The organism is Pedomonas sp. V897 (genome assembly GCF_051304405.1).
Classification (GTDB): Bacteria; Pseudomonadota; Alphaproteobacteria; order Sphingomonadales; family Sphingomonadaceae; genus Pedomonas.
This window is the reverse complement of sequence record NZ_JBPPGG010000002.1, coordinates 364,415-390,071: the sequence shown is the minus strand read 5'-3', so window position 1 is coordinate 390,071 and position 25,657 is coordinate 364,415. Positions and strand designations below refer to the sequence as shown.

Below are 25,657 nucleotides of genomic sequence, written 5' to 3'. Positions count from 1 at the left end.
TCGCGCGTCCTGGGAAGGGCCCCGGGCCGCAAGGCGAACACGGCGCCCCCGGCGACGGCAGCCAAGAGCCCGCCCGCCACCGCGCGGCGGGTCCAGGCCGACCCGGACCACGCGGTCCGGTGATCGTCAGTGGTGGCATCGTCCGGGCTGGATGCGGGCCTGGCTGGATCGACAGAGTCCCGGATTTTCCCTGCTGGTTCCTTCGTGCCCGATCCGCTGTTCGGCCCTGTGCCCGGTTCTGTGGAAGTACGCTCGGTCATGATGTTTTGTAACTTGGGTCCCCGGGGTTCGAGCACGAAAATTATGGCAAATTGGCGCAAAATCCTTGATAAGGCCTCCAGTGTCGGCCCATGCCCCCGATCTGTCCATGTGAATTTTGGTTAGACGCCATGATCGTTGTTATCGATAACTATGATAGTTTCACATACAACCTTGTCCATTATCTGGGCGAGCTTGGTGCTGAAACCACCGTCATCCGCAACGATCAGGCCACTGTGGACGAGGTGCTGGCCCTGCGCCCGGCGGGGCTGCTGCTGTCCCCCGGCCCCTGCACGCCCAACGAGGCCGGCATCTGCCTCGACCTGATCGCGCGGGCTGCGGGCGTTGTCCCCCTTCTCGGCGTCTGCCTCGGGCATCAGTCGATCGGTCAGGCGTTCGGCGGCCGTGTCATTCGCGCGCCGCAGGTGATGCATGGCAAGCGGTCTGCCGTGCGTCATACGGACAAGGGCGTCTTTGCCGGGCTGCCCAACCCCTTCCAGGCGACCCGCTATCACTCGCTCATCGTCGAGCGCGAGACTTTGCCCGAATGTCTTGAAATCACGGCAGAAACGGAAGACGGCATCATCATGGGCCTTCAGCACCGGCAGCTTCCGATCCATGGCGTGCAGTTCCACCCGGAAAGCATCGCCACGGAAGCGGGACACGACCTTCTCGGCAATTTCCTTGCCCTGTGCGGCCTGCCGGCGCGGAAGGTGGCGGCATGAGCGGCCCTCTGGTTGATTTCGCCGCCCTTCTCAACACCCTGGCGTCCGGTCAGCGTCTGACCGAGCAGCAGGCGGCGGCCGCGTTCGATGCCATCATGGGCGGCGATGTGCCCGATGCGGTGATTGCGGCCTTCTTCATGGGCCTCAAGATGCTGGGCGAGTCCGCGTCCGACCTGGTGGCGGCGGCCAGTGCCATGCGCCGCCGCGCCATTCCGGTGGCGGCGCCTGCGGGTGCGATCGACACCTGCGGCACCGGCGGCGATGGCCTGTTCACCCTCAACGTCTCGACGGCGGCCGCCATCGTGGCGGCGGCGTGCGGCGTGCCGGTGGCCAAGCATGGCAACCGCTCGGCCACGTCCAAGTCCTCCTCGGCGGGGGTGCTGGAGGCGCTTGGCGTCGTCATCGGCCACGAGCCGGCCCATGTGGAGCGCTGCCTTGCCGAGCTGGGCATCACCTTCATCCTCGCCAGCGCCCACCACCCGGCGATGAAGGCCGTGGCGGACGTGCGCCGCACCCTTCGGATTCCGACCATCTTCAACCTGGTTGGCCCGCTGACCAACCCTGCGAACGTCACTCGGCAAGTCATTGGCGTTTATTCGGAAAAGTGGGTGACGCCCATGGCGGAAGCCCTGGGCCGGCTGGGGGCCGAGCGCGCGTGGGTGATCTTCGGCGCGGGCGGCATGGACGAGCTGTCGCTGGTTGGCCCCTCGATGGTGGCCGAGACCCGCAACGGTCATGTCAGCCGCTTCACCGTCACGCCGGAGGAGCTGGGGCTGACCCCTGCCCCCATCGAGGCGATCCGGGGCGGTGATGCGGAGCACAATGCCGCTGCGCTCCGCCGCATGCTGGCGGGCGAAAAGGGTGCCTACCGCGACACCGTGGTGCTGAACGCGGCGGCGGCGCTGGTGGTGGGCGACAAGGCCGCCACCCTCGCCGAGGGTATTGCCCAGGCGGCGGACGCCATCGACACCGGCCGGGCGGCCGGGCTGCTGGATCGCTGGATTGAGATGACGAAGCGCGACTGATGACCGACACTCTGCAACGAATTCTGGATACCAAGCGCGAGCATGTGGCCCAGTGCAAGCTGGCCCGGCCGCTTTCCGCCCTGGAGGCCGACGCCCGGGCGCAGGAGCGTCCGCGCGGGTTTCTCGACGCGCTGGAGAAGGCGCGGCGGGAGAAGCGCTATGGCCTGATCGCCGAGATCAAGAAGGCGAGCCCGTCCAAGGGCCTGATCCGGGCGGACTTCGACCCGCCCGCGCTGGCGGAAGCCTATCTGGCGGGCGGTGCGACCTGCCTGTCGATCCTCACCGACGAGCCCTATTTCCAGGGCAGCAACGCCTATCTGCGGGCTGCGCGCCGGGCGGTGCCCCTGCCGGTGCTGCGCAAGGACTTCATGATCGACCCCTATCAGGTGGTCGAGGCCCGGGCCATCGGGGCGGACTGCATCCTGCTGATCATGGCGGGCCTTGAGGACAGTCAGGCGGCCGAGCTGGAAGCAGCGGCCGAAAGCCTTGGCATGGACGTTCTGGTCGAGGTTCACAACGCCGAGGAACTGGAGCGCGCCACCCGGCTCAACTCCCGTATGCTTGGCATAAATAACCGCAATCTCAAGACGATGACGGTTGATATTAACACGACGGTTGAGCTTGCGGCCATGCTGCCGCAGGGGTATCTCATCGTCGGCGAGAGCGGCCTCAGGACCAAGGCGGATCTGGATCTGCTGGCCAGCCACGGCGTCACCACCTTCCTGGTAGGCGAGTCCCTCATGGCGCAGGCCGACGTGACGGCGGCCACCCGGTCCCTGCTCGGGCTGGCGGCGGAGTAGCCTGTGTCGGGCAACCCGTCCCACACCGGCCTCACCCACATCGGCGCGGGGGGCGAAGCCCACATGGTCGATGTCTCGGGCAAGGCCGCCACGGAGCGCCGGGCGGTGGCGACCGGGCGGATCGTCATGTCGCGGGAGGCCTTCGTTGCCATTCGGGACAACGCCATTGCCAAGGGCGACGTGCTCTCTGTCGCCCGGATTGCGGGCATCATGGCGGCCAAGCGCACCTCGGACCTCATTCCGCTGTGCCATCCCCTGCCCCTCCAGAAGGTGGCGGTGGATTTCGCGCTGGAGGAGCAGACGCCGGCCATAACCGTTTCCGCCATGGTGAAGACGACCGGCCAGACAGGCGTCGAGATGGAAGCGCTGACGGCCGCAAGCGTTGCCCTGCTCACGATCTATGACATGGCCAAGGCGGTGGACAAATCCATGCGGATCGAGGGCGTCCGCCTTCTGGAAAAGACGGGCGGCAAGTCGGGCACCTACAAGGCTGATCAGGCGGAGGCGTGATATGCTGAGCGTGGCGGAGGCGCAGTCCCGTGTTCTGGCTGCGGCGGGCGCGCGCCGGCGTGAGGCCGTCCCTCTGGCCGAGGCGCATGGCCGCTATCTCGCCGAGGATGTGACCGCCCTCCTCTCCCAGCCGCCGTTCCATGCCTCCGCGATGGATGGCTATGCCGTCTGCTTCCGGGACATTGCCCCCGGCATGATCCTGCCGGTCATCGGCGAGGCCATTGCGGGCAAGGCATTCGATGGCACGGTCGAGGCGGGCACAGCCGTGCGGGTGCTGACCGGCGCGCCGATCCCCGAGGGCACGGATACGGTCATCCTGCAAGAGGATGTGGCCTACGAGGACGGGGCCATCCGCATCATGGAGGATCTGCCCGCTGCTCCCGGCCGCCACGTCCGCAAGGCGGGGCAGGATTTCGCGGCGGGGGCCGTGCTGTTGCAGGCGGGCGCGAAGCTCACCGCGCGGGCCATTGCCCTCATGGCGGCAGCGGGGCATGGGACTGCCCCGGTTTACGCCCGGCCGCGTGTTGTGATCGTCTCGACCGGCGACGAGCTGGTGCCGCCGGGCGAGACGCCGGGCCGGGACCAGATCATCAATTCCAACGGCGTCATGCTGTCGTGCCTTGCCCGGGCGGCGGGCGCGGAGGTGCGGGATCTGGGCATCCTGCCGGACCGGCACGACGTGATCCGCGACGCCCTCGCCAAGGCTGCGGCCGAGGCGGACATTCTGGTCACCGTCGGCGGCGCGTCGGTGGGCGACCATGACTATGTGCAGGCGGCGCTGGTCGATGCGGGCGCCACCATCGATTTCTGGAAGATCGCCATGCGTCCGGGCAAGCCCATGATGCTGGGCCGCCTGGGCGACGCGGTTGCCATCGGCCTGCCGGGCAATCCGGTCTCGGCCTATGTGTGTGCCCAGCTCTTCCTGCTGCCGCTGGTACGCCATCTCCTCGGGGCGGCGGCGCCCTTCCCCGCGCCGCTCGAGGCCCGGCTGACGGTGGGTCTGCCGGCCAACGGGCCGCGCGCCAACTACCAGCGGGCGGCGGTGACGGCCGGACCCGGCGGCTGGGAGATCACCCCCTTCCCGGTGCAGGACAGCGCCATGCTCTCCCGCCTCGAGGCGGCAAATGCCCTGCTCATCCGCCCCGCCAACGCGCCGGCCGCGGAAAAAGGGTCTAATGTCGCGTTTCTCCCCCTCAACAACGATTGACGCCCGTGTGGAACTTTCATAGAACGTTCATAGTCTGTTCCACAAGGACTTGGGCATGCTCACCCGCAAGCAACATGATCTGCTGATCTTCATCCATCAGCGCCTCGAGACGACCGGCATCTCCCCGTCGTTCGAGGAAATGAAGGACGCGCTCGGTCTCAAATCGAAGTCCGGCGTGCACCGGCTCATCAATGCTCTGGTGGAGCGCAACTTCATCCGCCGCCTGCCCAACCGGGCGCGCGCGCTGGAGGTGTTGCGTCTGCCGGAAGCGGCGGCTCCCGCCCGGGGCGCCAAGCCGCAGCTGGCGAGCGACCGGGATGCGGCGATTGCGGCCGCTGGCAACGTGGTGCGCGGCAGCTTCGGCAAGCCGAAGGAATCGCCTGCGGCATCGAACTCGGCCTTTGTGGAAATTCCGCTGCATGGCCGCATCGCGGCCGGTGTTCCCATCGAGGCGCTGGAGAGCGACCGTCTGCTGGCCGTGCCTCCGGCCCTGCTTGGCCCGGGCCAGCACTTTGCGCTGGAGGTCTCCGGCGACTCCATGGTGGAGGCGGGCATTCTGGACGGCGACTATGCCATTATCCGCAAGGCCGACCATGCGCTGGACGGCGACATCATCGTCGCGCTGGTGGACGATGGCGAGGCCACGCTGAAGCGCCTGCGCCGCAAGGAAGGCAAGGTGCGGCTTGAACCGGCCAACGCCGCCTACAAGACGCAGGTGTACGACCCCAAGCGTGTCCGCATCCAGGGCAAGCTCGTCGGCCTGATGCGCCGGTACTGAGCCCGGCGACTCCCCGGCTGTCCGGGGCGTGCTTGCAGGGCGCGTCGATCATGGGACACATCGATCGCGGGGCGCATCGATCACGGAACGTATCCACGGAACGTATCGATCGCGGGGTATTGCGTGCCTATCGCAGGAGGGTGTGAGGCCCTCCTGCCGACCCTTCCCGCGATCTCCCTTGTTCTTCCCCTCTTGTTCTTCCCCCTCCTCTTGTTCTTCCCCCTCCTCTTGTTCTTCCCCCTCCTGTTCTCCCTCCTCTTGTTTTTCCCCCTCGTGTTGCTGTTTTCTTGTTCGGGCTGTCCGGTTGATCCGGCCCCTTGCCCTGCCCTGTCAGGCGCCGCCACAGAACCGGCATTTGCACCGCCGTCTGACCGGGCACGTCCCTGAAAACGACGGGGTGCAGGGGTCCGAGACCCCTGCAAACATCCCTTCCCCCTCGCCTCACCCTACCCCATCTCACTGCCCGGCAGCGGCCCAAGGGTGGCGGCCACGGCGGATTTCGGCACCCTCGATGGCGATCCGGCCGTCAGGGCGGACGCGCAGGGTGACCGCGCCGAGGCGGTCGCGCGCGGGGGCGTCCAGTTTCAGAAGACGGGGCGCGCACCAGCGCGGCAGGCGGCGGGGCGCGACGACGATGTCGCTCCCGGTGCAGAGCTGGCGCAAGGCGGGGGCGTCGAGCCAGCCGCGCACAAGCGTGACGGTCCACCAGCGCCCGGCCCGCCACAGGGCGGCCCGGCACACCGTTTCGTGGCAGTCCGGCAGCAGATGCGCGTCCGCCGCGTCGGTGAGCGAGGTGGCGGCGGAGGCGTCCAGCCCGCTTTCCTCCAGCCACATCTCCCGCGTGAAGCCACCCCGGCGCAGGCTGGAGAAGGCCAGGCGTCCGTCGTCAAGCCGCGCCGCGATGAGGGCGCCGTCCCGGCTGACGAACAGGTCGGGCGCGGGGGTGGTCGCGGCCAGCGCCAGCCCGGCGGCAACGGCTGCCGCTCCGGCGAGGCGCAGGCGTGTGCGCCACAGGCAGATCCAGAGCAGGCCGAACATGAGGAGGGCGAAGGCCGCCGTATCCAGCGTCCGCCAATGAACGACCGCCCCGTCCCAACTTGAGACCTCCCGCGCCAGGGCGAGGATGAGCGCGATACCGCCGCGCACCCAGGCGGTTACCCAATCGAGTCCGCCCACGCTCTCGGCGAGCACCGCCGCCATCAGCCCCGGCATCACGACCACGCTCGTCAGCGGGATGGCGATGAAGTTGGCGACGACGCCATAGACCCCGGTCTGGTTGAAGTGGGCGATGGCGATGGGGGCGATCATGGCCTCCGCCACCAGGCTGCTGAGGATGAGCGCCCCGCCCCAGCGCAGCGCCCGCGCGAGGGGGCCGTCGCCCTGCTGGCGGCGCAGCCAGCGGTCGGCAAGGCGCGACTGGTAGAGCGCCACCAGCCCGGTCACGGCCGCGAAGGAGAGCTGGAAGCTGGGGTTCAGCACCGCCTCGGGCCGGACGAGGAGGATCACCCCCGCACCTGCCGCCACCAGCCGCAGGCTGATGGCCTGGCGGCCGAGGAGAAGCCCCGCCAGCACGATGAGGGCGGCAATGCAGCTTCTGACCGTCGGCAGGCTGCCGCCTGCGATGAGCGTGTAGGCCACCGCTGCCAGCGCGGCCGCGAGGGCGGCGATGGTCTTGACCGGCACGCGCAGCGCCAGCCAGGGGGAGAGTGCCAGCAGGCGGCGGACGAGCAGCATGACCAGCGCCGTCACCAGGCCGATATGGAGGCCGGAGATGGAGATGAGGTGGGCAAGGCCGCTGTTGCGCATGGCCGTGCTCACCTCCTCGGGCAGGCCCGAGCGGTCCCCCGTCACCAGCGCGGCGGCCATGCCCCCCTCCTCGCCGCCAATGCGGGCCTTGAGCCGGGCGCTCAGCCGCTCCCGCGCCGTCTCCACCGCGTCCGGGAGGCCCGCCCCGTGACCAGCGGGCCGTTCGACCGTCACCGCGCCCAGCACCGCGCCGACCGCCCCCACGCCGTCGAACCAGGCGCGCTGGCCGAAATCGTAGCCGCCGGGGATCGCCGGGCCGGGCGGCGGCTGGAGCCAGGCCTTCAGCCGCACCCGCGCGCCGCGTGTGACCGCCGCGCCCGGAGCCTGACGGCTGGTCAGGCGGACGCGTGCGGGCGTCTCTTCCGGGGCGAGCCGTTCGATGGCGGCCACCCGGATCAGCAGCCGCGTACGCCCGTCCGCCAGCGCCTCCCGCGACTCGATCGTCCCCGTCAGCTCCCGCGCCGCGCCCGCCAGCGGGAACACCGGCGCGCGCACCATCTCCGCCCGCGCCCAGGCGAGCGCGAGGCCCAGCGCCGCCAGCACCGCCGCCCGGGCGAGGAGTCGCCCGGCAACGCCGCCGCGCCAGCACAGCAGCGCCAGCCCCGGCAAGGCGGCCATGGCTGCCAGCCAGTGTTGCGGCCCCGGCAGGGCGAACCACGCGGCGATGCCGCCGCCCAGCGCCACGGGGAGCCACAGCGGCCATTGCTCCCGCTCGGCCAGCAGCAGGCCGTCAAGGCGCGCAGCGACAGCACCGGCAACGGCAGCAACACCGGCAGGCCCGGCGATTCCCCGGTCCGGCCGGCCGTCCGGACGGATTTCCGCCCCTGTTTCGGCATGCGACGTTTGAACCACTTGCCCCGCTGTGCTAGAGCCGCCCCAACGATTTTAACCACCAGTTTCGGTCAGGTGTACGATGGGTTCAAGTCCAACCCCGGTGGTCACGCGCTTTGCGCCATCTCCGACCGGTTTCCTCCACATCGGCGGTGCCCGCACCGCGTTGTTCAACTACCTGTTCGCCCGCCACTTCGGCGGCAAGTTCCTGCTCCGCATCGAGGACACGGACCGCGAACGCTCCACCCAGGCAGCCATTGACGCCATCATCGATGGCATGAAGTGGCTCAATCTGGAGTGGGATGGCGAGATCACCTACCAGTTCGCCCGCGCCGAGCGCCATGCGGAGGTGGCCCGCCAGCTTCTGGCGGAGGGCAAGGCCTACTACTGCTACGCCACGCCCGAGGAGCTGGAGGAGATGCGCGCCAAGGCCCGCGCCGAGGGCCGCCCGATGAAATACGACGGCCGCTGGCGCGACCGCGACCCGTCCGAAGCGCCTGCGGGCGTGAAGCCGGTCATCCGCCTCAAGGCGCCGCAAACCGGCGAGACCACCATCCGCGATCTGGTGCAGGGCGAGGTTACCGTCTCCCACGAGCAGCTGGACGACATGGTCCTGCTGCGGGCGGACGGCACCCCCACCTACATGCTGGCCGTGGTGGTGGACGACCATGACATGGGCGTCACCCACGTCATTCGCGGTGACGACCACCTCAACAACGCCTTCCGCCAGCTCGCCCTCATCCGGGCGCTGGGCTGGCCGGAGCCGGTCTATGCCCACATCCCGCTGATTCACGGCGCGGACGGCGCCAAGCTCTCCAAGCGGCACGGCGCGCTGGGCGTGACCGAATACCGCGAGATGGGCTTCCTGCCGGAGGCGGTGGAGAACTATCTCCTGCGTCTGGGCTGGGGCTATGGCGACGAGGAGATCATTTCCCGCCAGCAGGCCATCGAGTGGTTCTCCATCGAAGCGGTGGGCCGTTCGCCCTCGCGCTTCGACATGAAGAAACTCGAACACCTCAACGGTCATTATATGCGGGAGGCCGACGACGCCCGTCTGACCGCGCTGGTGGTCCCGCGCATCGAGTCCCTGCTGGAGCGGCAGCTGTCGGACGCGGAGCGCGCCATGCTGCAAAGCAATATCAAGGAGTTGAAAGTTCGCGCGAAAACCTTGGTTGAATTGGCACAGAGCGCGCTTTTCTTCTTTCGCACCCGCCCAATTCCGCTCGACGCGGGCGCAATAAAGCTGCTACAACCGCCAGCACCCGAAGTGCTTCGGGAAGCCTATAAGGCGCTGGCGGACACCGCCGAGTGGCGAACGGATGCCCTGGAGGCAACGGTTCGCGCCCTGGCGGAACGTCTGGGAGTGGGATTGGGCAAGGTGGCACAGCCCCTGCGGGCAGCGCTGACCGGTTCGACCACTTCGCCCGGCATTTTCGACGTGCTGTCGGGGCTTGGTAGGGAGGAGAGCCTCGGCCGCATTGAAGATGCGATTTCGGCAGCAGCGTCGGGAAAGTAACGACACAGACTCGCGTTAGGGGATAGGTAAGGACAAGATATGACGAACAAGTCGGCTACGTTAAACACCGGGAATGGTACGATCGACCTTCCCATTCTGAGCGGCACTGTCGGGCCGGATGTCATTGATGTCCGCAAGCTCTACGGCGGGACCGGCATGTTCACCTACGATCCTGGCTTTACCTCCACCGCGAGCTGCGAGTCCAAGATCACCTACATTGACGGCGACAAGGGCATTCTCCTCCACCGCGGCTATCCCATCGAGCAGCTGGCCGAGAAGTCCAACTTCATGGAAGTGGCCTACCTCCTGCTGCACGGCGAGCTGCCGACCAAGGAGCAGTACGAGCAGTTCCGCTACACCATCACCCGTCACACGATGGTGCACGAGCAGCTGGCCAACTTCTACCGCGGCTTCCGTCGCGACGCGCACCCGATGGCGATCATGTGCGGCGTGGTGGGCGCGCTGTCGGCCTTCTACCACGACTCCACCGACATCAACGACCCCGAGCAGCGCAAGATCGCCAGCCACCGGATGATCGCCAAGATCCCCACGATCGCCGCGATGGCCTACAAGTACTCGGTCGGCCAGCCCTTCCAGTACCCGGACAACTCCCTGTCCTACACCGGCAACTTCCTGAAGATGACCTTCGCCGTGCCGGCCGAGCCCTATGAGGTGGACCCGGTCGTCGAGCGCGCGCTGGACCGCATCTTCATCCTCCACGCCGACCACGAGCAGAACGCCTCCACCTCCACGGTGCGTCTGGCCGGTTCGTCGGGCGCCAATCCGTTCGCCTGCATCGCGGCGGGCATCGCCTGCCTGTGGGGTCCGGCCCACGGCGGCGCGAACGAGGCCGCGCTCAACATGCTGCGCGAGATCGGCACGCCGTCGCGGATCAAGGAATACATCGCCCGCGCCAAGGACAAGAACGATCCGTTCCGTCTGATGGGCTTCGGCCACCGCGTCTACAAGAACTACGACCCGCGCGCCAAGGTGATGCAGCAGACCGCCAAGGAAGTGCTGGAGCGCCTGAACGTCAAGGACCCGATCTTCGACGTGGCCCGCGAGCTGGAGCACATCGCGCTCAACGACGATTACTTCATCGAGAAGAAGCTCTACCCGAACGTGGACTTCTACTCGGGCATCATCCTGAACGCGATCGGCTTCCCGACCACCATGTTCACCGTGCTGTTCGCCCTCGCCCGCACCGTGGGCTGGGTCGCCCAGTGGAACGAGATGATCGAGGATCCCTCGCAGAAGATCGGCCGTCCGCGCCAGCTCTACGTCGGCGCCACCCAGCGCGACTACGTGGACATCAACCAGCGCTAAGCGCTGGCAGCGACATCAACCAGCGCTAAGCGCTGGCGGCACTTGCCGAACCGGAACGGGGCGCGGGTTCACTCGAACCTGCGCCCTTTTCCTTTGCGCCCTTGTCCTCTGGGCCCTTTGGTGTTGCGCGCTTTTTCCTTGCCCCTTCAAGGCGCTATGCCGCCGTGTGATGCCTGCCTTGCAGTGGGCCGTCTTGACTCCCGCGGGGCGTTTCCGCTCTCTGCCAGGCTATCACATCCGACAGCCGCACAAGGCCAATCGCAGGAGGCGCGTCATGCTGAAGATCTGGGGCCGGGCCAATTCCAACAATGTCAGGAAGGTGCAGTGGTGTGTGGAGGAAGTGGGTGTCCCCTACACCCGGGTGGACGTGGGCGGTGCCTTCGGCCAGCTCGACACCCCGGAATTCGCCGCGCTCAACCCCAACCAGCAGATCCCGGTGGTGGAGGACGGCAACCTGGTGCTGTGGGAGTCCAACGCCATCGTGCGGTACCTGTGCGCCCGTTATGCGCCGGGCACGCTCTACGCCGACGATCCGGCGGAGCGGGCGCTGGCCGACCGCTGGATGGACTGGACCAGCCTCAACTTCGTGCCGTCCTACTCCGTCATCTTCTGGGGGCTGGTCCGCACGCCCGAGGCGCAGCGGGACATGGACGCCATTCGCGCCGCCGTCGAGCGCGCCGGCAAGCTCCTCGCCATTGTGGACGACCAGCTCGCCCGCCAGCCCTATCTCTCCGGCGCGGCGCTCGGCATGGGCGACATTCCCCTCGGCACCCTGATCCACGCCTGGTTCACCCTGCCCATCGAGCGGCGCGACCTGCCCAACCTCGCCCGCTGGTATGACCGGCTGCGCGCCCGCCCCGCCTACGCCAAGGTCGTGGGACAGCCGCTCTCCTGAGATCACCGGCAGATCACCCCCAACCAGACCGGCGGCGCTCCGGCCGGCACGGGGAACCTGTGCCGGAACGGCGGTGTGCCGATGGACTAAGGTTATCAACAGACAAAAGCCGAAACCCCGCCACTTTCCTTGAACTCCAGTAACTCTAGACAAGCGGTTTGACTGGATGAATTTGGCGCACGTCTTCCCGGATACAGGGGACGCGGGATGCGTTTAAGGCCTGGTCAGGACATCCGGGCGATTTTTTATTTCCTCCAAAATCAAACTCCGAATTGATCGTTGATAGTTCCCAAAGCCTTTTTAATCTCAATTTCATTGAGGGGACGTAATCGATGCGCGACTACGGGGCAGAGTCGTCAGTATCGGTGCAGGGCGGGCCGGCCGGCCCGGAACCCGGGGGCCTGTCGCCAAACGTGCCGCTGGTGGTGGATCTGGACGGCACTCTCATCAAGAGCGACACCCTGCATGAAAGCATCATCGCTCTGGCGCGGAAAACGCCGTCGGCGCTGTTGCGCCTGCCCTTCTGGCTTCCGGCCGGCCGCGCCGCCGTCAAGCAGCGCATCGAGGACCGGCTCGGGCTCGATCCTGCCCTGCTGCCCTATGACCCGCGGGTGATCGACGCGGTAGAGGCTGCCCGCAACGCCGGGTGCCGCACCGTGCTGGCGACGGCCGCCGATCAGCGCATCGCGGACCGGGTGAGCGATCACCTGGGGTTGTTCGACGAGGTGCTGGCCACCCGCGGCGCGGTCAATCTGGGCGGCGCGCGCAAGGCGGAGGCGCTGGTCGACCGCTACGGCGCGGGCGGCTTCGACTACATCGGCAATAGCGCGGCGGATCTGCCGGTATGGGCGCAGGCCCGGCGCGCGCTGGCGGCCAATGCACCCTCCGCGGTGGTGCGGCGGCTTGCGCGGACCCACCCGGCGCCGGTGGTGCTCTCCCGCCGCCGCGCGCCCTGGCTGCCGCTGCTGCGGGCCATGCGCCCCTACCAGTGGGTGAAGAACCTGCTGCTGTTCGTGCCGCTGGTCGCCAGCCAGACCTTCGCGGCGGCCGTCTGGGCGCGGGTTCTGGTCGCCTTCTGCTGTTTCTCGGCCATGGCGTCGGCGGTCTATCTGGTGAACGACCTGCTCGACCTGGAGCATGACCGCCGCCACCCGCGCAAGAAGAACCGGCCGTTTGCCTCTGGCGAGGCGAATATCCTCCACGGAATGCTGACCGCCGCCACCCTGGCGCTCGGCTCCATCCTTGTCGCCTATTCCGTCTCCCCGGCGTTTCTCGGGCTGCTGCTGCTCTATGTGGCGGTGACAACCGCCTACTCGGCGCGGCTGAAACAGACGCCGCTGGTGGACGTGATGCTGCTGGCCGGGCTCTACACGCTGCGGGTCCTCGCGGGCGCGGCGGCGTGCCAGATCGTGCCCAGCTTCTGGCTGCTGGGCTTCTCCATGCTGCTGTTCACCAGCCTCGCTTTCGCCAAGCGCTACGCCGAGGTGTCCGATGCCAGCCGCCGGGGCACCCGGACCCTCTCCGGCCGAGGCTACCAGCTCATCGACGAGCCGGTGCTGGCCACCTTCGGCGTGTCGTCCGGCTACGCCGCCGTGGTGGTGATGGCCCTCTACATCAACGCGACCGCCGAGACCGGCGTCTATGCCACACCGGTTCTGCTGTGGGCGGTCTGCCCCCTGCTGCTCTACTGGATCAGCCGCATGTGGCTGGCGGCGCAGCGCGGCTTCCTGACGGACGATCCCATCGTCTTTGCGCTGCGCGACCGGGTCTCCCGCGTCGTCATCCTCGCGTGCAGCCTGGTGGTGCTCGCCGCCAGCCAGAAACCCTCCCGTCTCCTTGCCGCATTTCACTCCTGATCCCATGAACCTTCAGGTCATTCTCCTTCTGGTCACGAGCATCAGCCTGTCCTCGCTGGCGCAGGTGGTGCTGAAACTGGGTGCCGGTTCCCCGGCGGCGGCCGCCGTCGCGGGCGGCATGGGCGCCCGCCTCCTCGCCCTCCTGATGTCGCCCCTGATCGTGGCGGGGCTCATCCTCTACGGGCTGTCGGCGATCGTCTGGATCCTGGTGCTGTCGAAGGTGGAGCTCTCCTTCGCCTATCCCTTCGTGGGGCTGGGCTTCGTGCTCACCATGGCCGTCAGCGCCCTGTTCCTCGGCGAGCAGATCAATGCCGCCCGTCTTGCGGGGACGGTCATCATCGCCGTCGGCGCGGTGCTGGTCGCGCGGAGCAGCTGATGCAGCGGGCATCCCTGAGCAGCGTCTGGCCGGTGGCGCTCCTCTGCCTGCTGGCCTTTGCCGGGGAGAGCGGGCTCGCCCGCCACTGGGCCGGGCTCGGCCTGTTCTCCCAGTACAACGTGATCTTCGATACGGACCCCAATAACAGCGCGGGTGCCATCGCCCATGCCTGGGCCACCTTCACCTTCAATCACCCGCTGCTCAACGCCCTCACCGGCCTGCCGCTCAAGGCACTGAGCAAGGCCCTCGCCGCCGCCGGGCTGGTTGCGAACGATGAAGCATGGCGGCAGTCCACGCTGCCCTGGCTACTCGGCGCCTTCGCTGCCGCCAGAGCCCTGTTCTTCTTCCTGTCGTTCCGCATTCTGGACCTGTCGGTCTGGCAGGCCTCGGCCGCCACGCTGATCGGCTCCCTCTCCTTCGCCCCGGTGGTGTTCGGCGCGGTGCCGGACAGTTACGCCCTCTCGGCGACGCTCATGGCGCTGATCCTGTGGCTGGCCCTGCGGCTGGCCTCGGGCGCGGCGCGCTGGCTGGCGCGCGGCTGGTGGCTCGCCGGCCTGTGCGCGGTCGGCGTCACCGTTTCCAACGTCATCCACGTCGGCTGGTTCGGCCTCTGCTGGCAGCACCTGCGGGGCCTGCGCCTGCGGCCGGCCTTTCTGCGCAGCGTCGCCAGCGGCGCGGTGCTGCTGGTGGTCGCCTGCGGCCTTGGCTACGCCATCGCCGGGGCGACGGGCACCCTCACGCCCCGCCCCGGCCATGACCCGGTGAGCCATCAGGCCGGCTTCTTCCAGCGCCATTTCGCGACGCCCGAGCGCGCGCTGGAGAACATCGCCCGCTTTCCCGAGCGCCTTGCGCGGGGCGTCGTCCCGACCATGCCCCTTTTCCGGCCCGACACGCTCGCCAGCCTGAGCGGTCCGATCCCGATCATGGCCACCTACAACGGCCTGCCCTTCACCCCTGCGGCAGCCCTCCTCTGGCTCGGCGGCCTCACCCTCTGCGGGCTGGGGGCCACCATCGCCTGGCGGCGCGGCGGCCAGTGGCGCGTGTTCGGCATGGGGGCCCTTGCCTCCCTCCTGAGCTATGCCCTGCTGTTCAGCGCGTTCGGCACGAACACCTTCCTCTACTCGGTGTACTGGCACACGCCCGCCATGGTGCTGGTGGCCGCTTGCCTCGCGTCCCCGTGGAGCGAGTCCTGGCCCGGCCGGATCGCGCTGGGCGCGGTGATCCTCGGCCTTGCCGCCGGCGATTGGGCAGTCCTCGCGGGCATGGCCGGGGAACTGGCGGCCTACAGTCCGCCCGCCCGGCCGCTCACGCCCTGAGCCCGCCGGGCGCGGATTCGCCCGGCCAAAAGAAAAAGGCCGGGGCGCGAACCCCGGCCTTTCCCCCTGCAAGTTCTTCCAGTCCGGTCGCGTGTGCGAGCGGATGGGGTCCCCTTACCCGTTGGCGATCATCGCGGCGAAGTCGGCCTCGGCCATCTTGGTGTCGCCCACATAGGCTTCACCCCGATACTTGCGGACCGGGCCGCGCACCTGCGTCTGCGTCACGCGCAGTTGCAGGAGAACGCCCGGCTCCACCGGCTTGCGGAACTTGGCGTTGTCGATGCTCATGAAGAACACGAGCTTGCCCTCGGCGTCCGCGCCCATGGTGTGCACGGCGTGCACGGCCGCCGTCTGCGCCATGGCCTCGATGATCAGCACGCCGGGCATCACCGGATGCCCCGGGAAGTGCCCCTGGAAGAAGGGCTCGTTCATGGTGACGGCCTTGATGCCCACCGCCGAGCCTTCTTCCACCTGCTCAACCCGATCCACCAGCAACATGGGGTAGCGATGCGGGATCATCTCCATGATCCGCTTGAGATCAATCGTTACGGTTTCAGCGGTCCCGCTCATGAACGCATACCCCCTGTACGGCTGTGATCGTTACGTCTGCAATCGGTTGAACGTCGCGTCGTGCTTACTTCTTGTCGGCCGGAGCGGCGGACTGCTGCGGCGCCGGCGGCGTGGTGGACACGGTCGGCAGGGTCTGCTGCATCCGGGCGATCACGTCACCGGTGATGTCGATGCTCGGGCTGGCGAACACCACCGCGTCGCGGTTCAGCACGAGGGTCGCGCCGCGCTCCTTGATGAGCTGGTCAATGACCGGCTTGGAGCCGTTCAGGATCTGGTTCTCGACGAAGGCCGTGGTGCGGGCGAAGTCGTTGCGCAGCTGCTGCACTTCCTGGTCGGCCTTCTGGGCCTTTTCCTGAAGCTCGCGCTGCTTGGCCTGGAGCACGTCCGGCGCGGCGATGCCGGATTCGGCCTGCTGCTGCAGGGCCTTGGCATCGGCGGAGAGCTGATCCTGATAGGTCTTCAGCTTGCTCTCGAAGGCATTCTTCTTGGCGTCCAGGGTCGGCTGGGCGGCCTTCAGCGCGGCCGATTCCAGAACAACGCGGTTCAGGTCGATCACCAGGTACGGCGATTGCGCGGCAGCGGCCGGCGCGGCAGCCTGCTGCGCCATCACCGGGCTGATCATGGCGAAGCCCAGGCCTGCGGAAACCGCTGCGGTCAAAAGAATTTTCTTCATCTTAAAAATTCGTCCCTATGTTGAACTGGAAGACTTCGGTGTCGTCACCTTCCTCCTTGACCAGTGCTTTGGCAAGGTCAATGCGGAACGGGCCGAACGGAGAGTTCCACGAGACGCCGATGCCGACGGATACGCGCGGGCTCGGCGTATCGCCCAACAGCTCCTCGGTGATGCCCGGGGTGGTGCCGACGGCGGATGCCTTGCTGATTTTCCAGAGGCTGCCCACGTCCACGTAGGCGGAGGTCCGCAGACCCATTTCGCTGGCGGCTGCGCCCAGAGGCACCTCCAGCTCCATGCTGCCGAGGTAGTAGAACTCGCCGCCCAGCGGGTCGTCGTAGGACAGCCCTTCGGACGTGCAGCTCTTGGCGGTCACGCCTTCCTTGGTGCAGGTACGCACCGAGCGCGGACCGATACCGCGGATCTCGAAGCCGCGGATGCGCGGGCCGCCGAGGAAGTAGCGGTCGTTGATGCGCACGTTCTGGCCGCCCCAGCCGAACACCGCACCGCCTTCGGCGCCGGTGCGCAGCACCCAGTTGCTGCCGAACAGGCGCCAGTAACGGTCGTAGTCGATGCGGCTGTTCACGTACTTCACGCCGCCGCCGACACCGGCGACGTCCTGGCTGAAGGTGAAGCGCTGGCCCCGGCTCGGGCGGATGGCGTTGTCGCGGTTGTCGAACACCAGCGTGTAGCCGAGCGACGAGGTGGTGCGGTTGGACTTGCCGGTCGGGCCGACCAGGTCGCAGAGGTAGCTGCCGGCGGTGAACAGGTTACACTTGCCGTTGGTGAAGTAGACGCTCTTGTCCAGCGACACTTCCGCCTGCGACAGGCCGTAGCGCAGACCCAGCGACCAGAATTCCGTGATCGGGAAGCCCGAGCGCAGACGGAAACCGGTGGTGACCTCCTCGTAGGTGGTCTGGCGGTCGTCGTTGCCCACGTTGTTGAAGCGGAAGCTGTTGAGGTCGCGCCGGTAGATGTCGAGACCTGCCGCCAGGTTCCGGTCCATGAAGTAGGGCTCGGTGAACGAGAAGTCGATTTCGTTGCGGTAGCTGGACAGGGTGAAGCCCAGCCGCGCTTCCTGGCCCTTGCCGAGCAGGTTGCGCTCGGTGATCGACACGTCGGCGATGAAGCTCTCGATCGAGGAGAAGCCCGCGCCCACCTGCAACTCGCCGGTGGACTTTTCTTCGACGTTGACTTCCAGCACCACCCGGTCGGGCGACGAGCCCGGCTTCTGCTCGATCTCCAGCTTTTCCTGGAAGAAGCCGAGCGACTGGATACGGTCGCGGGAGCGGCGCACCTTGAAGCTGTTGAACGGATCGCCCTCGGCCAGACGGAACTCGCGGCGCACCACCTTGTCCAGCGTGCGCACGTTGCCGTTGATGTCGATGCGCTCCACGTAGACGCGCGGCGCCTCGTTGACGACGAACGTCACGTCCATCGTCAGGTCTTCCTTGTTGCGGTTGATCTGCGGACGGATATCCGCAAATGCGTAACCGAACAGGCCGGCCGTCTCGGTCAGGCTCTCGATGGTGGTTTCGATCTGCTTGGCGTTGTACCAGCTGCCTTCCTTGATCTGGATGAGCCCACGCAGCAGCTCGGGCTTCAGGTCGCGGATGCGGCTTTCCACATCGATCTTGCCGAACTTGTAGCGCTCGCCTTCCTCCACCACGTAGGTCTGGATGAAGTCGCGGCGGTTGGGCGCCAGCTCCGAGGCCACCGAGACCACGCGGAAGTCCGCATAGCCTTCCGTCAGGTAGAACTGACGCAGCTTCTCGCGGTCGTAGGCGGTGCGGTCCGGGTCATAGGTGTCGTTGGAGGTGAGGAAGCGCCACCAGCGGGACTGGCGGGTCGCCATCTCGCCGCGCAGATCGCCGTCCGAGAACTTCGCGTTGCCGATGATGTTGATCTGGCGGACCTTGGACTTGGGCCCCTCGGTGATCTCGAACACCAGGTCGATGCGGTTCTGCGGCAGCTGGATCGCCACCGGGTTGACCGAGGCGGCGAAGCGGCCGGAGCGGCGGGCCAGCTCCAGGATGCGCGCCACGTCCGCCCGCACCTTGGAGCGGGTGAAGATCTGGCGCGGGGCCAGCTTCACTTCCGGGCGCAGCTTGTCTTCCTTGAGGCTCTTGTTCCCCTCGAAGACGATGCGGTTGATGATGGGGTTCTCGCGCACCACCACGGTGATGATGCCGTCGTTGTCGCGAATCTGCACGTCCGCGAAGAACTCGGTGGAGAACAGGCGCTTCAGTGCCTGGTCCAGCACGTCCCGGTCATAAGGGTCGCCCACGCTCAGGTTCATGTACGAGCGCACCGTCTCCGGTTCGAGGCGCTGGTTGCCCTCGATGGCGATGGCGCGGATCGTGCGCTGTTCCGCAGTGGCCGGCGCGGCGGCCTGCTGCCCCTGCCCTGCCTCGGCCGGCGCGGCGGCCTGCCCCGGCGCCTGCTCCTGCGTCTGGGCCGGTGCGGCGGGCCCTGCCGGCGCGGCCGGTCCCGCCTGCTGGGCGCTGGCGACAATCGGCGTGAGCGCCGTCGTCACCGTCAGCAGAGCGGCCAGCGTTGATGCCGAAGACCGGAAATTACCCCTAGAACTCACGCGTGTTGCCCCTGTCCCGCTGATGCCAAATTTAATGAAAGAAGAACGCGATCAACCGAGCAGGCCCGAGATGTGGTCCCACAGCCCGAAGGACGCTAGGTCGTTCCAGGTGAGAAACACCATCAAGGACACCACCAGAGTAAATCCGGCAAGAAACGCCCATTCCTGCACCTTCTGGCTGACCGGACGGCCTCGAACAGCCTCGATCGCGTAGAGAAACAAATGCCCACCGTCAAGCATGGGCACGGGCAGCAAGTTGACGAAGCCCAGGTTGAGCGAGATGAGCGCCATGAAGCTGATGAGCGCCAGAAGGCCGAGCGAGGCATGTTGTCCCGACACCTGGGCGATCTTCACCGGCCCGCCCAGCTCCTTGACCGAGCGGTCTCCGGTGACGATTTCCTTCAGCCCCTTGGCCATCATCACGGTCAGGTCGATGGTGGCCTCGGTCGCGTAGTAGAAGGCCTCGATCGGCCCGCGGCGCACCAGCTCCGGCATACCCCCGAGCAGCCCCACCTGCCCGCGCACATAGACGTTGCCGAACGGGTCCCGGTCCTCGATGCGCTGCGGTTGCACGGTCAGCTCGCGCACGACGCCGTTGCGCTCCACCTCCATGCGCAGCACGCCCTGCCCCGAGTAGAGGCGCACGCGGTCGCGCACCTCCTCGAAGGAATCGATCCGCGCCCCGTTGACGGAGAGGATGAGATCCCCCGGCTCGAAGCCCGCTTCCGCTGCCGGGCTGTCCGGCATCACCTCGGTCACCCGCGCCGGGGTGAACTGCTGGCCGATGGTCATGAAGAAGCCGGCGAAGATGACGATGGCGAACAGGAAGTTCACCAGCGGACCCGCCGCCACGATGATGGCCCGCTGCCACACCGGCTTCAGCGCGAACGTGCCCGCCCGCTCCTCCGGCGTCATGGCGGCGATGGCCTCCGGGCTCGGCAGGCTGGCGCCGTTCTGGTCGCCCGCGAACTTCACGTAACCGCCGAAAGGCAGCACCGAGAGCCGCCAGCGGGTGCCGGCCTTGTCGGTCCAGCCCAGGATTTCGCGGCCGAAGCCGATGGAGAAGCTGTCGATGCGGGTCTTGAAGATCCGCCCGGCGATGTAGTGGCCCCACTCGTGGATGAAGACCAGGATCCCCAGAACGACGAGGAAGATCACGATGGTAAAGAAGAGACCGGGCTGCGGCAGTTCAACCATCCGTGTTACCTTCTTCCAGCCGCGGAGGCGGCGTCCCTTGATCCTGCCGCCGAAGCGGCGGTGTTTGCCCGAACCAACACCGGGGCGCTGCCGCGCGCCTCGACCACGGATTGTGCGGCACGACGCGCCTCGGCGTCTACAGTCATCACGTCGGCCAGGCTTCCGATCTTCGGCGCGCCCAGCCTGTTCAGAACTTCCGCAACGATTGCGGCAATATCAAGAAACCCGATACGACCGTCCAGAAACGCCTGGACGGCCACTTCATTGGCAGCGTTGAGCACGGCCGGGGCCCCCTCGCCAGCGCGAAGCGCCGACCAGGCCAGATTCAGCGCCGGAAAGCGTTCCGGGTCCGGCCGCTCGAAGGTGAGCTGGCCAATCGCCGCCAGGTCCAGGCGTTTGCTGGGAGTCTCGATTCGATCCGGCCAGGCGAGCGTATAGGCGATGGGCGTGCGCATGTCCGGCGTGCCCAGCTGGGCGAGCACCGAGCCGTCCACATACTCGACCATCGAGTGCACCACCGACTGGGGATGCACCAGCACATCCAGCTGATCAACCGAGACCGGGAACAGGTGGTGCGCCTCGATCAGCTCCAGCCCCTTGTTCATGAGCGTCGCCGAATCGATGGAGATCTTGGCGCCCATGGACCAGACCGGGTGGCTCAGCGCCTGCTCCCGCGTCACCTGCGCCATGTCCTCCCGGCTCATGCAGCGGAACGGCCCACCCGAGGCGGTCAGGATCACCCGCGCCACCCGCTCGGGGCGCTGGTAGTCGAACACCTGATGGATGGCGTTGTGTTCGGAATCCACCGGCAGCAGCCGCCCGCCGCTGTCGTTGGCAGCGCGCGTCACCAGGTCGCCCGCGCACACCAGCGATTCCTTGTTGGCGAGCGCGACGGTCGCGCCCCGCTCGGCGGCCTTCAGGGTCGGTTGCAGGCCCGCCGCGCCGACGATCGCCGACATCACCCACTCCGCCGGGCGCTCGGCCGCTTCCACCACCGCCTGCGCCCCGGCCGCCACCTCGATGTTGGTGCCGCTGAGGGCCTCCTTCAGCGCGCCATAGGCCTTCTCGTCGGCCACCACGGCCACCTCGGGCCGGAACGTCCGGGCCGCCGCCGCCAGCTCCACCACATTGCTGTTGGCAGTGAGCGCGACACACCGGTATTTCTCCGGGTTGCGCCCGATCAGATCGAGCGTCGAGCGGCCGATCGAGCCGGTCGCGCCAAGGATCGTGATGGGCCGTGCACTCACAGAATGGCTCCTATTCCCAGCCCGAGCAGTTCGGCCAGCGCCACGACGGCGGCCGCTGCGATCAGACCATCCACCCGGTCCATGATACCTCCATGTCCGGGGAGAATGCTGCCGGAATCTTTCACGTCGAACGCGCGCTTGAGCGCGGATTCACCCAGATCCCCCGCCTGCGCCACCACCGCGAGCGCCGCGGCCGCACCCGCCAGCAGGCCGGAGGCCTCCAGCGTCAGGCCAAACGCCGCGCCCAGCACCCAGCTCCCCAGCGCCGCCCCGGCCATGCCGCCGATGAGGCCGGACCAGGTCTTCTTGGGGGAGAGGCGCGGCGCCAGCTTCGGGCCGCCAAAGCGCCGCCCGGCGAAGTAGGCGCAGGTGTCGGTGAGCACCACCGCCAGCATCAGCCACAGCACCAGCCGGAAGCCCTCCGGCTGGCTGCGCAGCCACACCAGCGCCAGCCCGGGCACGGTGGCGTAGACCAGTCCCGCGCCAACCCAGCGGGCCGCACGCACCCTGGCCACCACGCCCACCAGCGCCAGAACCGCCCCCACCCCCGGCGCCAGAGCGGCGGCGACCGCCCAGCGGCCGCCGCTGGCGAGGCCGAAGCTGGCCGCCAGCACGGTGAGAGCGATCAGATAGAGGACGCGCGGGCTGGCCGCCCGGGTGATGGTGCACCACTCCCGCAGCACCAGCGCGCTGACGACCAGCGCCAGCGCGAGAAAGACCATGCCGCCCAGCCACAGCAGCCCCGTCGCGACGGCCGCCATCGCCACGCCGGCGACGGCGCGGGTCTTGAGGTCGGATGTGGCCTGAGCGTTCCCCCCCGCCACGGCTGCCTACCGTCCGCCGAAGCGCCGCTCGCGCTGCTGGTAATCCGCCAGGGCGGCTTCCAGCGCGTCACGGTCGAAGTCGGGCCACAGGCACGGCACGAACACCAGCTCGGCGTAGGCCGCCTGCCACAGCAGGAAGTTGGACAGCCGCTGCTCGCCCGAGGTGCGGATGATCAGGTCCGGGTCGGGGATGTCGCGGGTCAGCAGATGCTCGGCGACGGTCGCCTCGGTCACCGCCTCGGGATCGATGAGCCCGGCCTTGGCCTTGCGGGCAATCTCCCGCACGGCGGCGGTGATTTCCGCCTGCGCGCCGTAGTTCAGCGCCAGCACCAGCGTCAGGCCGGTGTTGTTCGCCGTCAGCGCCTCGGATTCGTTGACCAGCGCCACCACGTCGTCCGACAGGCGCGTGCGGTCGCCGATCACCCTCAGCCGCACGTTGCGGGCGTTGAGCTCCGCCACCTCGTTGCGCAGGTAATGGCGCAGGAGGCTCATCAGGTCGTCCACCTCCTCGGGCGGACGCTTCCAGTTCTCCGACGAGAAGGCGTAGAGCGTGAGGTAGCTCACGCCCATTTCGCCGCAGGCCGAGACCGTGCGCCGCACAGCCTCCGCCCCCTGACGGTGGCCGAGGGCGCGCGGCAGAAGCCGCCGTTTGGCCCAGCGGCCATTGCCGTCCATGATGATGGCGATGTGCCGCGGCGGCGGAGGCGCCGCCACGCGCGAGGGTGCGGTCGCGGTCAAAGTCGGCCTATCACTTCCCGAGGATCTCTTTTTCCTTGGCCGCCGCAGCGGCGTCGATCTCGCCGATGATCTTGTCGGTGAGCTTCTGGATCTCGTCGGCGCGGCGCTTGTGCTCGTCCTGGCCGATCTCGCCGTCCTTCTCCGCCTTCTTGAGGGCGTCCATGCCGTCCCGGCGCACGTTGCGCACGGCGATGCGGGCCTTCTCCGCATACTGGTTGGACAGCTTGGCCAGCTCCTTGCGGCGCTCCTCGGTCAGCTCGGGGATCGGCAGGCGGATGACCTGGCCCTCGGCGATCGGGTTGAGGCCGAGGCCCGACGAGCGCAGCGCCTTCTCCACCGCATGGGCGTTGGCGCGGTCCCACACCTGCACGGAGAGCATGCGCGGCTCGGGGGCAGTGACGGTGGCCACCTGGTTCAGCGGCATGTTGGCGCCATAGACTTCCACCACGATCGGATCGAGAAGCGAGGTCGAGGCCCGGCCGGTGCGCAGGCCGGCCAGGTCGTGCTTCAGGGTTTCCAGCGCGCCGCGCATGCGGCGCTCAAGATCGGCTTTGTCGTAGCTGCTCATGATGTCGTGCCCCGTTGTCAGGCGTCGTTGCTGATAATGGTTGCCGTGCCGGTGCCTTCAAGCACCCGGGCAAGGTTCCCGTGTTCGTGAATGGAAAAGACCACAATCGGAATGCGGTTGTCACGGCAAAGCGCGACCGCAGACGCATCCAGAACCTGAAGATTGTCGGCCAGAACCTTGTTGAAGCTCAAGGTCTCGTAGCGGCGGGCGGTCGGGTCCTTCTTGGGATCGGCGGTGTAGACGCCGTCCACCTGCGTGCCCTTGAGCAGGGCGTCGCAGCCCATCTCCGCTGCGCGCAGCGCCGCGGCCGTATCGGTGGTGAAGAACGGGTTGCCGGTGCCCGCCGCGAAGATGACGATCCGGCCCTTCTCCATGTGCCGCACCGCACGGCGGCGGATGTAAGGCTCGCACACGCTGGCCATCGGGATCGCGCTCTGCACCCGCGTCTCGACGCCCATGTGCTCAAGCGCGTTCTGTACCGCCAGCGCGTTCATGACGGTGGCGAGCATGCCCATGTAGTCGGCCGAGGCCCGGTCGAAACCCTTCGCGGCCGCGGCCAGACCGCGGAAGATGTTTCCGCCGCCCACCACCAGGCAGATCTGGAAACCGGCGTCCCGCGCCAGCTTCACTTCCACCGCAATCCGCTCCACCGTGGCCGGGTCGATGCCGTACTGCCCGGTGCCCATCAGGGATTCGCCGGAGAGTTTGAGGAGGACCCGGTTAAATCGCCGCCGCGCCGTCATAGTCCCCATCCCTCTCCCTGATCTCTCTTGCCCAGATCTTTGTTGTCTGGCGCGCTCCGGGCCGAATTGCCGGGCGCGCCTCCCAGACACGCAAAACCGGCCAGCACCTTAAAGGCGCTGACCGGTCCTGCCAACACTTCGGTTTAGTTCGAGCCGGCGGCAGCCGCAACTTCAGCCGCGAAGTCGCTGGTCTGCTTCTCGATGCCCTCGCCCAGCTGGAAGCGCAGGTAGCCCTTGAGGGTCACCGGCGCGCCCACGTCCTTGCCGGCCTGGGCAACCACGTCCGCCACCTTGGTCTTGCCGTCGATGACGAAGACCTGGTTCAGCAGCACCACCTCTTCCTTGAACTTGCGCAGCGCGCCTTCGACCATCTTGTTGACGATCTCGGCGGGCTTGCCGGAAGCAGCGGCCTTCTCGGCGGCAATGGCGCGCTCGCGCTCCAGGGTCTGCGGGTCGAGGCCGGTCTCGTCCAGCGCCAGCGGGCTGGCGGCCGCCACGTGCATGGCGATCTGCTTGCCCAGCGCCTCCAGCTTCGCCGCGTCACCAGCCGATTCGAGCGCGACGAGCACGCCGATCTTGCCGATGCCCGGGGCAATCGCGCCGTGCACGTAACCGGCGACCACGCCCTGCGACACCTCAAGGGTGCCGGCGCGGCGCAGCGACTGATTCTCGCCGATGTTGGCGATGTTCTGGGTCAGCTGCTCGGCCACGGTGCCGGTGCCGCCCGGGTAGGCCGCGTTGGCGACTTCGTTGATGTCGGAGGTGCCCTTCTCCAGCGCGATCTCGGTGACCACGCGGACGAAGTTCTGGAAAATCTCGTTCTTGGCGACGAAGTCGGTCTCGGAGTTCACCTCGACGACCGCGCCCTTGTTGCCGGCAACGGCAACGCCGATCAGACCCTCGGCGGCCACGCGGCCCGCCTTCTTGGCGGCAGCGGCCAGACCCTTGGTCCGCAGCCAGTCGACGGCCGCTTCCAGGTCGCCACCGGTCTCGTTCAGCGCCTTCTTGCAGTCCATCATGCCGGCGCCGGTCTTCTCGCGCAGTTCCTTCACCAGGCTCGCAGAAATCTCAGCCATGTCTCATCCCTTCGGTCTGATCGCAATCGTTCTCGCAACGTGCCGCCGCCGCGGATACCCCTCGCGGGCGGCGCGCCGACGCCTTTTTCGTCAACGGCTGCCCCGGCCGGGCCGAAGCATCACTCCGCGAACACGGGGGAATACGTTTGATACCGCGATGGCGTCCCGCAGATGCGGAAGCAACACGTCAATGCGTCCATGCTCTT

Annotated in this window: 23 protein-coding genes; 12 read left to right on the top strand and 11 right to left on the bottom strand. The window is 67.7% G+C overall.

Annotated elements, in window-relative coordinates; translation table 11 throughout:
- The first annotated feature begins 389 nt into the window (after positions 1–389).
- The 6 genes from ACSJJU_RS07780 to lexA are packed head-to-tail and all read left to right on the top strand — an operon-like array spanning position 390 to position 5,303.
- Positions 390–983 (top strand): anthranilate synthase component II, encoded by a 594-nt coding sequence (locus ACSJJU_RS07780; RefSeq protein ID WP_435914774.1) that lies wholly within the window; start codon positions 390–392, stop codon positions 981–983.
- Entirely contained in the window at positions 980–2,008 is a 1,029-nt protein-coding gene (trpD, locus tag ACSJJU_RS07775) for an anthranilate phosphoribosyltransferase (protein ID WP_435914772.1), read from the top strand. The genes ACSJJU_RS07780 and trpD overlap by 4 nt, the downstream gene beginning before the upstream one ends.
- Positions 2,008–2,808 (top strand): indole-3-glycerol phosphate synthase TrpC, encoded by an 801-nt coding sequence (gene trpC, locus ACSJJU_RS07770; RefSeq protein WP_435914769.1) that lies wholly within the window; start codon positions 2,008–2,010, stop codon positions 2,806–2,808. The genes trpD and trpC overlap by 1 nt, the downstream gene beginning before the upstream one ends.
- Before the next feature lie 3 nt (positions 2,809–2,811).
- On the top strand, positions 2,812–3,318 hold the full coding sequence (moaC, locus tag ACSJJU_RS07765) for a cyclic pyranopterin monophosphate synthase MoaC (protein ID WP_435914768.1): 507 nt from the start codon (positions 2,812–2,814) through the stop codon (positions 3,316–3,318).
- Position 3,319: 1 nt separating this feature from the next.
- On the top strand, positions 3,320–4,525 hold the full coding sequence (locus tag ACSJJU_RS07760; protein WP_435914766.1) for a molybdopterin molybdotransferase MoeA: 1,206 nt from the start codon (positions 3,320–3,322) through the stop codon (positions 4,523–4,525).
- A 55-nt stretch (positions 4,526–4,580) separates the two neighbouring features.
- On the top strand, positions 4,581–5,303 hold the full coding sequence (lexA, locus tag ACSJJU_RS07755) for a transcriptional repressor LexA (RefSeq protein ID WP_435914764.1): 723 nt from the start codon (positions 4,581–4,583) through the stop codon (positions 5,301–5,303).
- A 456-nt stretch (positions 5,304–5,759) separates the two neighbouring features.
- On the opposite strand, the gene ACSJJU_RS07750 is transcribed toward lexA, so the two are convergent.
- Entirely contained in the window at positions 5,760–7,961 is a 2,202-nt protein-coding gene (locus tag ACSJJU_RS07750; protein ID WP_435914763.1) for a ComEC/Rec2 family competence protein, read from the bottom strand.
- Positions 7,962–8,022: 61 nt separating this feature from the next.
- Between ACSJJU_RS07750 and gltX the strand changes: the two genes are divergently transcribed.
- From gltX to ACSJJU_RS07720, 6 genes are all read left to right on the top strand, one after another.
- Positions 8,023–9,456, top strand: coding sequence for a glutamate--tRNA ligase (gene gltX, locus ACSJJU_RS07745; RefSeq protein ID WP_435914762.1), 1,434 nt, complete (start codon positions 8,023–8,025; stop codon positions 9,454–9,456).
- Between the two features lie 39 nt (positions 9,457–9,495).
- On the top strand, positions 9,496–10,782 hold the full coding sequence (locus ACSJJU_RS07740; RefSeq protein WP_435914761.1) for a citrate synthase: 1,287 nt from the start codon (positions 9,496–9,498) through the stop codon (positions 10,780–10,782).
- A 274-nt stretch (positions 10,783–11,056) separates the two neighbouring features.
- Positions 11,057–11,677, top strand: a complete 621-nt coding sequence (locus ACSJJU_RS07735; protein WP_435914760.1) for a glutathione S-transferase family protein — start codon at positions 11,057–11,059, stop codon at positions 11,675–11,677.
- A 332-nt stretch (positions 11,678–12,009) separates the two neighbouring features.
- The gene (locus tag ACSJJU_RS07730; RefSeq protein ID WP_435914759.1) at positions 12,010–13,533 is read left to right on the top strand and encodes a UbiA family prenyltransferase; all 1,524 of its coding nucleotides are present in this window, start codon (positions 12,010–12,012) and stop codon (positions 13,531–13,533) included.
- 4 nt (positions 13,534–13,537) lie between these two features.
- Positions 13,538–13,909: an SMR family transporter gene (locus tag ACSJJU_RS07725; RefSeq protein WP_435914758.1), complete on the top strand. Its 372-nt coding sequence runs from the start codon at positions 13,538–13,540 to the stop codon at positions 13,907–13,909.
- Entirely contained in the window at positions 13,909–15,225 is a 1,317-nt protein-coding gene (locus tag ACSJJU_RS07720; protein ID WP_435914757.1) for a hypothetical protein, read from the top strand. Before ACSJJU_RS07725 ends, ACSJJU_RS07720 begins: the two co-directional genes overlap by 1 nt.
- Before the next feature lie 114 nt (positions 15,226–15,339).
- Here the strand turns inward: ACSJJU_RS07720 and fabZ are convergent, their stop codons facing one another.
- The 10 genes from fabZ to tsf all read right to left on the bottom strand — a co-directional run bounded on the left by fabZ (position 15,340) and on the right by tsf (position 25,451).
- Positions 15,340–15,795: a 3-hydroxyacyl-ACP dehydratase FabZ gene (fabZ, locus tag ACSJJU_RS07715; protein WP_435914756.1), complete on the bottom strand. Its 456-nt coding sequence runs from the start codon at positions 15,793–15,795 to the stop codon at positions 15,340–15,342.
- A gap of 64 nt (positions 15,796–15,859) precedes the next feature.
- Positions 15,860–16,453: an OmpH family outer membrane protein gene (locus ACSJJU_RS07710; protein WP_435914754.1), complete on the bottom strand. Its 594-nt coding sequence runs from the start codon at positions 16,451–16,453 to the stop codon at positions 15,860–15,862.
- A gap of 16 nt (positions 16,454–16,469) precedes the next feature.
- On the bottom strand, positions 16,470–19,058 hold the full coding sequence (bamA, locus tag ACSJJU_RS07705) for an outer membrane protein assembly factor BamA (protein ID WP_435914752.1): 2,589 nt from the start codon (positions 19,056–19,058) through the stop codon (positions 16,470–16,472).
- Between the two features lie 51 nt (positions 19,059–19,109).
- Positions 19,110–20,255: an RIP metalloprotease RseP gene (gene rseP / locus ACSJJU_RS07700; protein ID WP_435914751.1), complete on the bottom strand. Its 1,146-nt coding sequence runs from the start codon at positions 20,253–20,255 to the stop codon at positions 19,110–19,112.
- Between the two features lie 5 nt (positions 20,256–20,260).
- A complete protein-coding gene (locus ACSJJU_RS07695) occupies positions 20,261–21,502 on the bottom strand; it encodes a 1-deoxy-D-xylulose-5-phosphate reductoisomerase (protein ID WP_435914750.1) in 1,242 nt (413 codons plus the stop codon).
- The gene (locus ACSJJU_RS07690) at positions 21,499–22,326 is read right to left on the bottom strand and encodes a phosphatidate cytidylyltransferase (protein ID WP_435914749.1); all 828 of its coding nucleotides are present in this window, start codon (positions 22,324–22,326) and stop codon (positions 21,499–21,501) included. The genes ACSJJU_RS07695 and ACSJJU_RS07690 overlap by 4 nt, the downstream gene beginning before the upstream one ends.
- A 6-nt stretch (positions 22,327–22,332) precedes the next feature.
- On the bottom strand, positions 22,333–23,064 hold the full coding sequence (locus tag ACSJJU_RS07685; RefSeq protein WP_435914748.1) for an isoprenyl transferase: 732 nt from the start codon (positions 23,062–23,064) through the stop codon (positions 22,333–22,335).
- Between the two features lie 10 nt (positions 23,065–23,074).
- Entirely contained in the window at positions 23,075–23,632 is a 558-nt protein-coding gene (gene frr, locus ACSJJU_RS07680) for a ribosome recycling factor (RefSeq protein ID WP_435914747.1), read from the bottom strand.
- 17 nt (positions 23,633–23,649) lie between these two features.
- Positions 23,650–24,375: a UMP kinase gene (gene pyrH, locus ACSJJU_RS07675; protein ID WP_435914745.1), complete on the bottom strand. Its 726-nt coding sequence runs from the start codon at positions 24,373–24,375 to the stop codon at positions 23,650–23,652.
- Positions 24,376–24,518: 143 nt separating this feature from the next.
- Entirely contained in the window at positions 24,519–25,451 is a 933-nt protein-coding gene (tsf, locus tag ACSJJU_RS07670; protein ID WP_435914744.1) for a translation elongation factor Ts, read from the bottom strand.
- Positions 25,452–25,657: the final 206 nt, after the last annotated feature.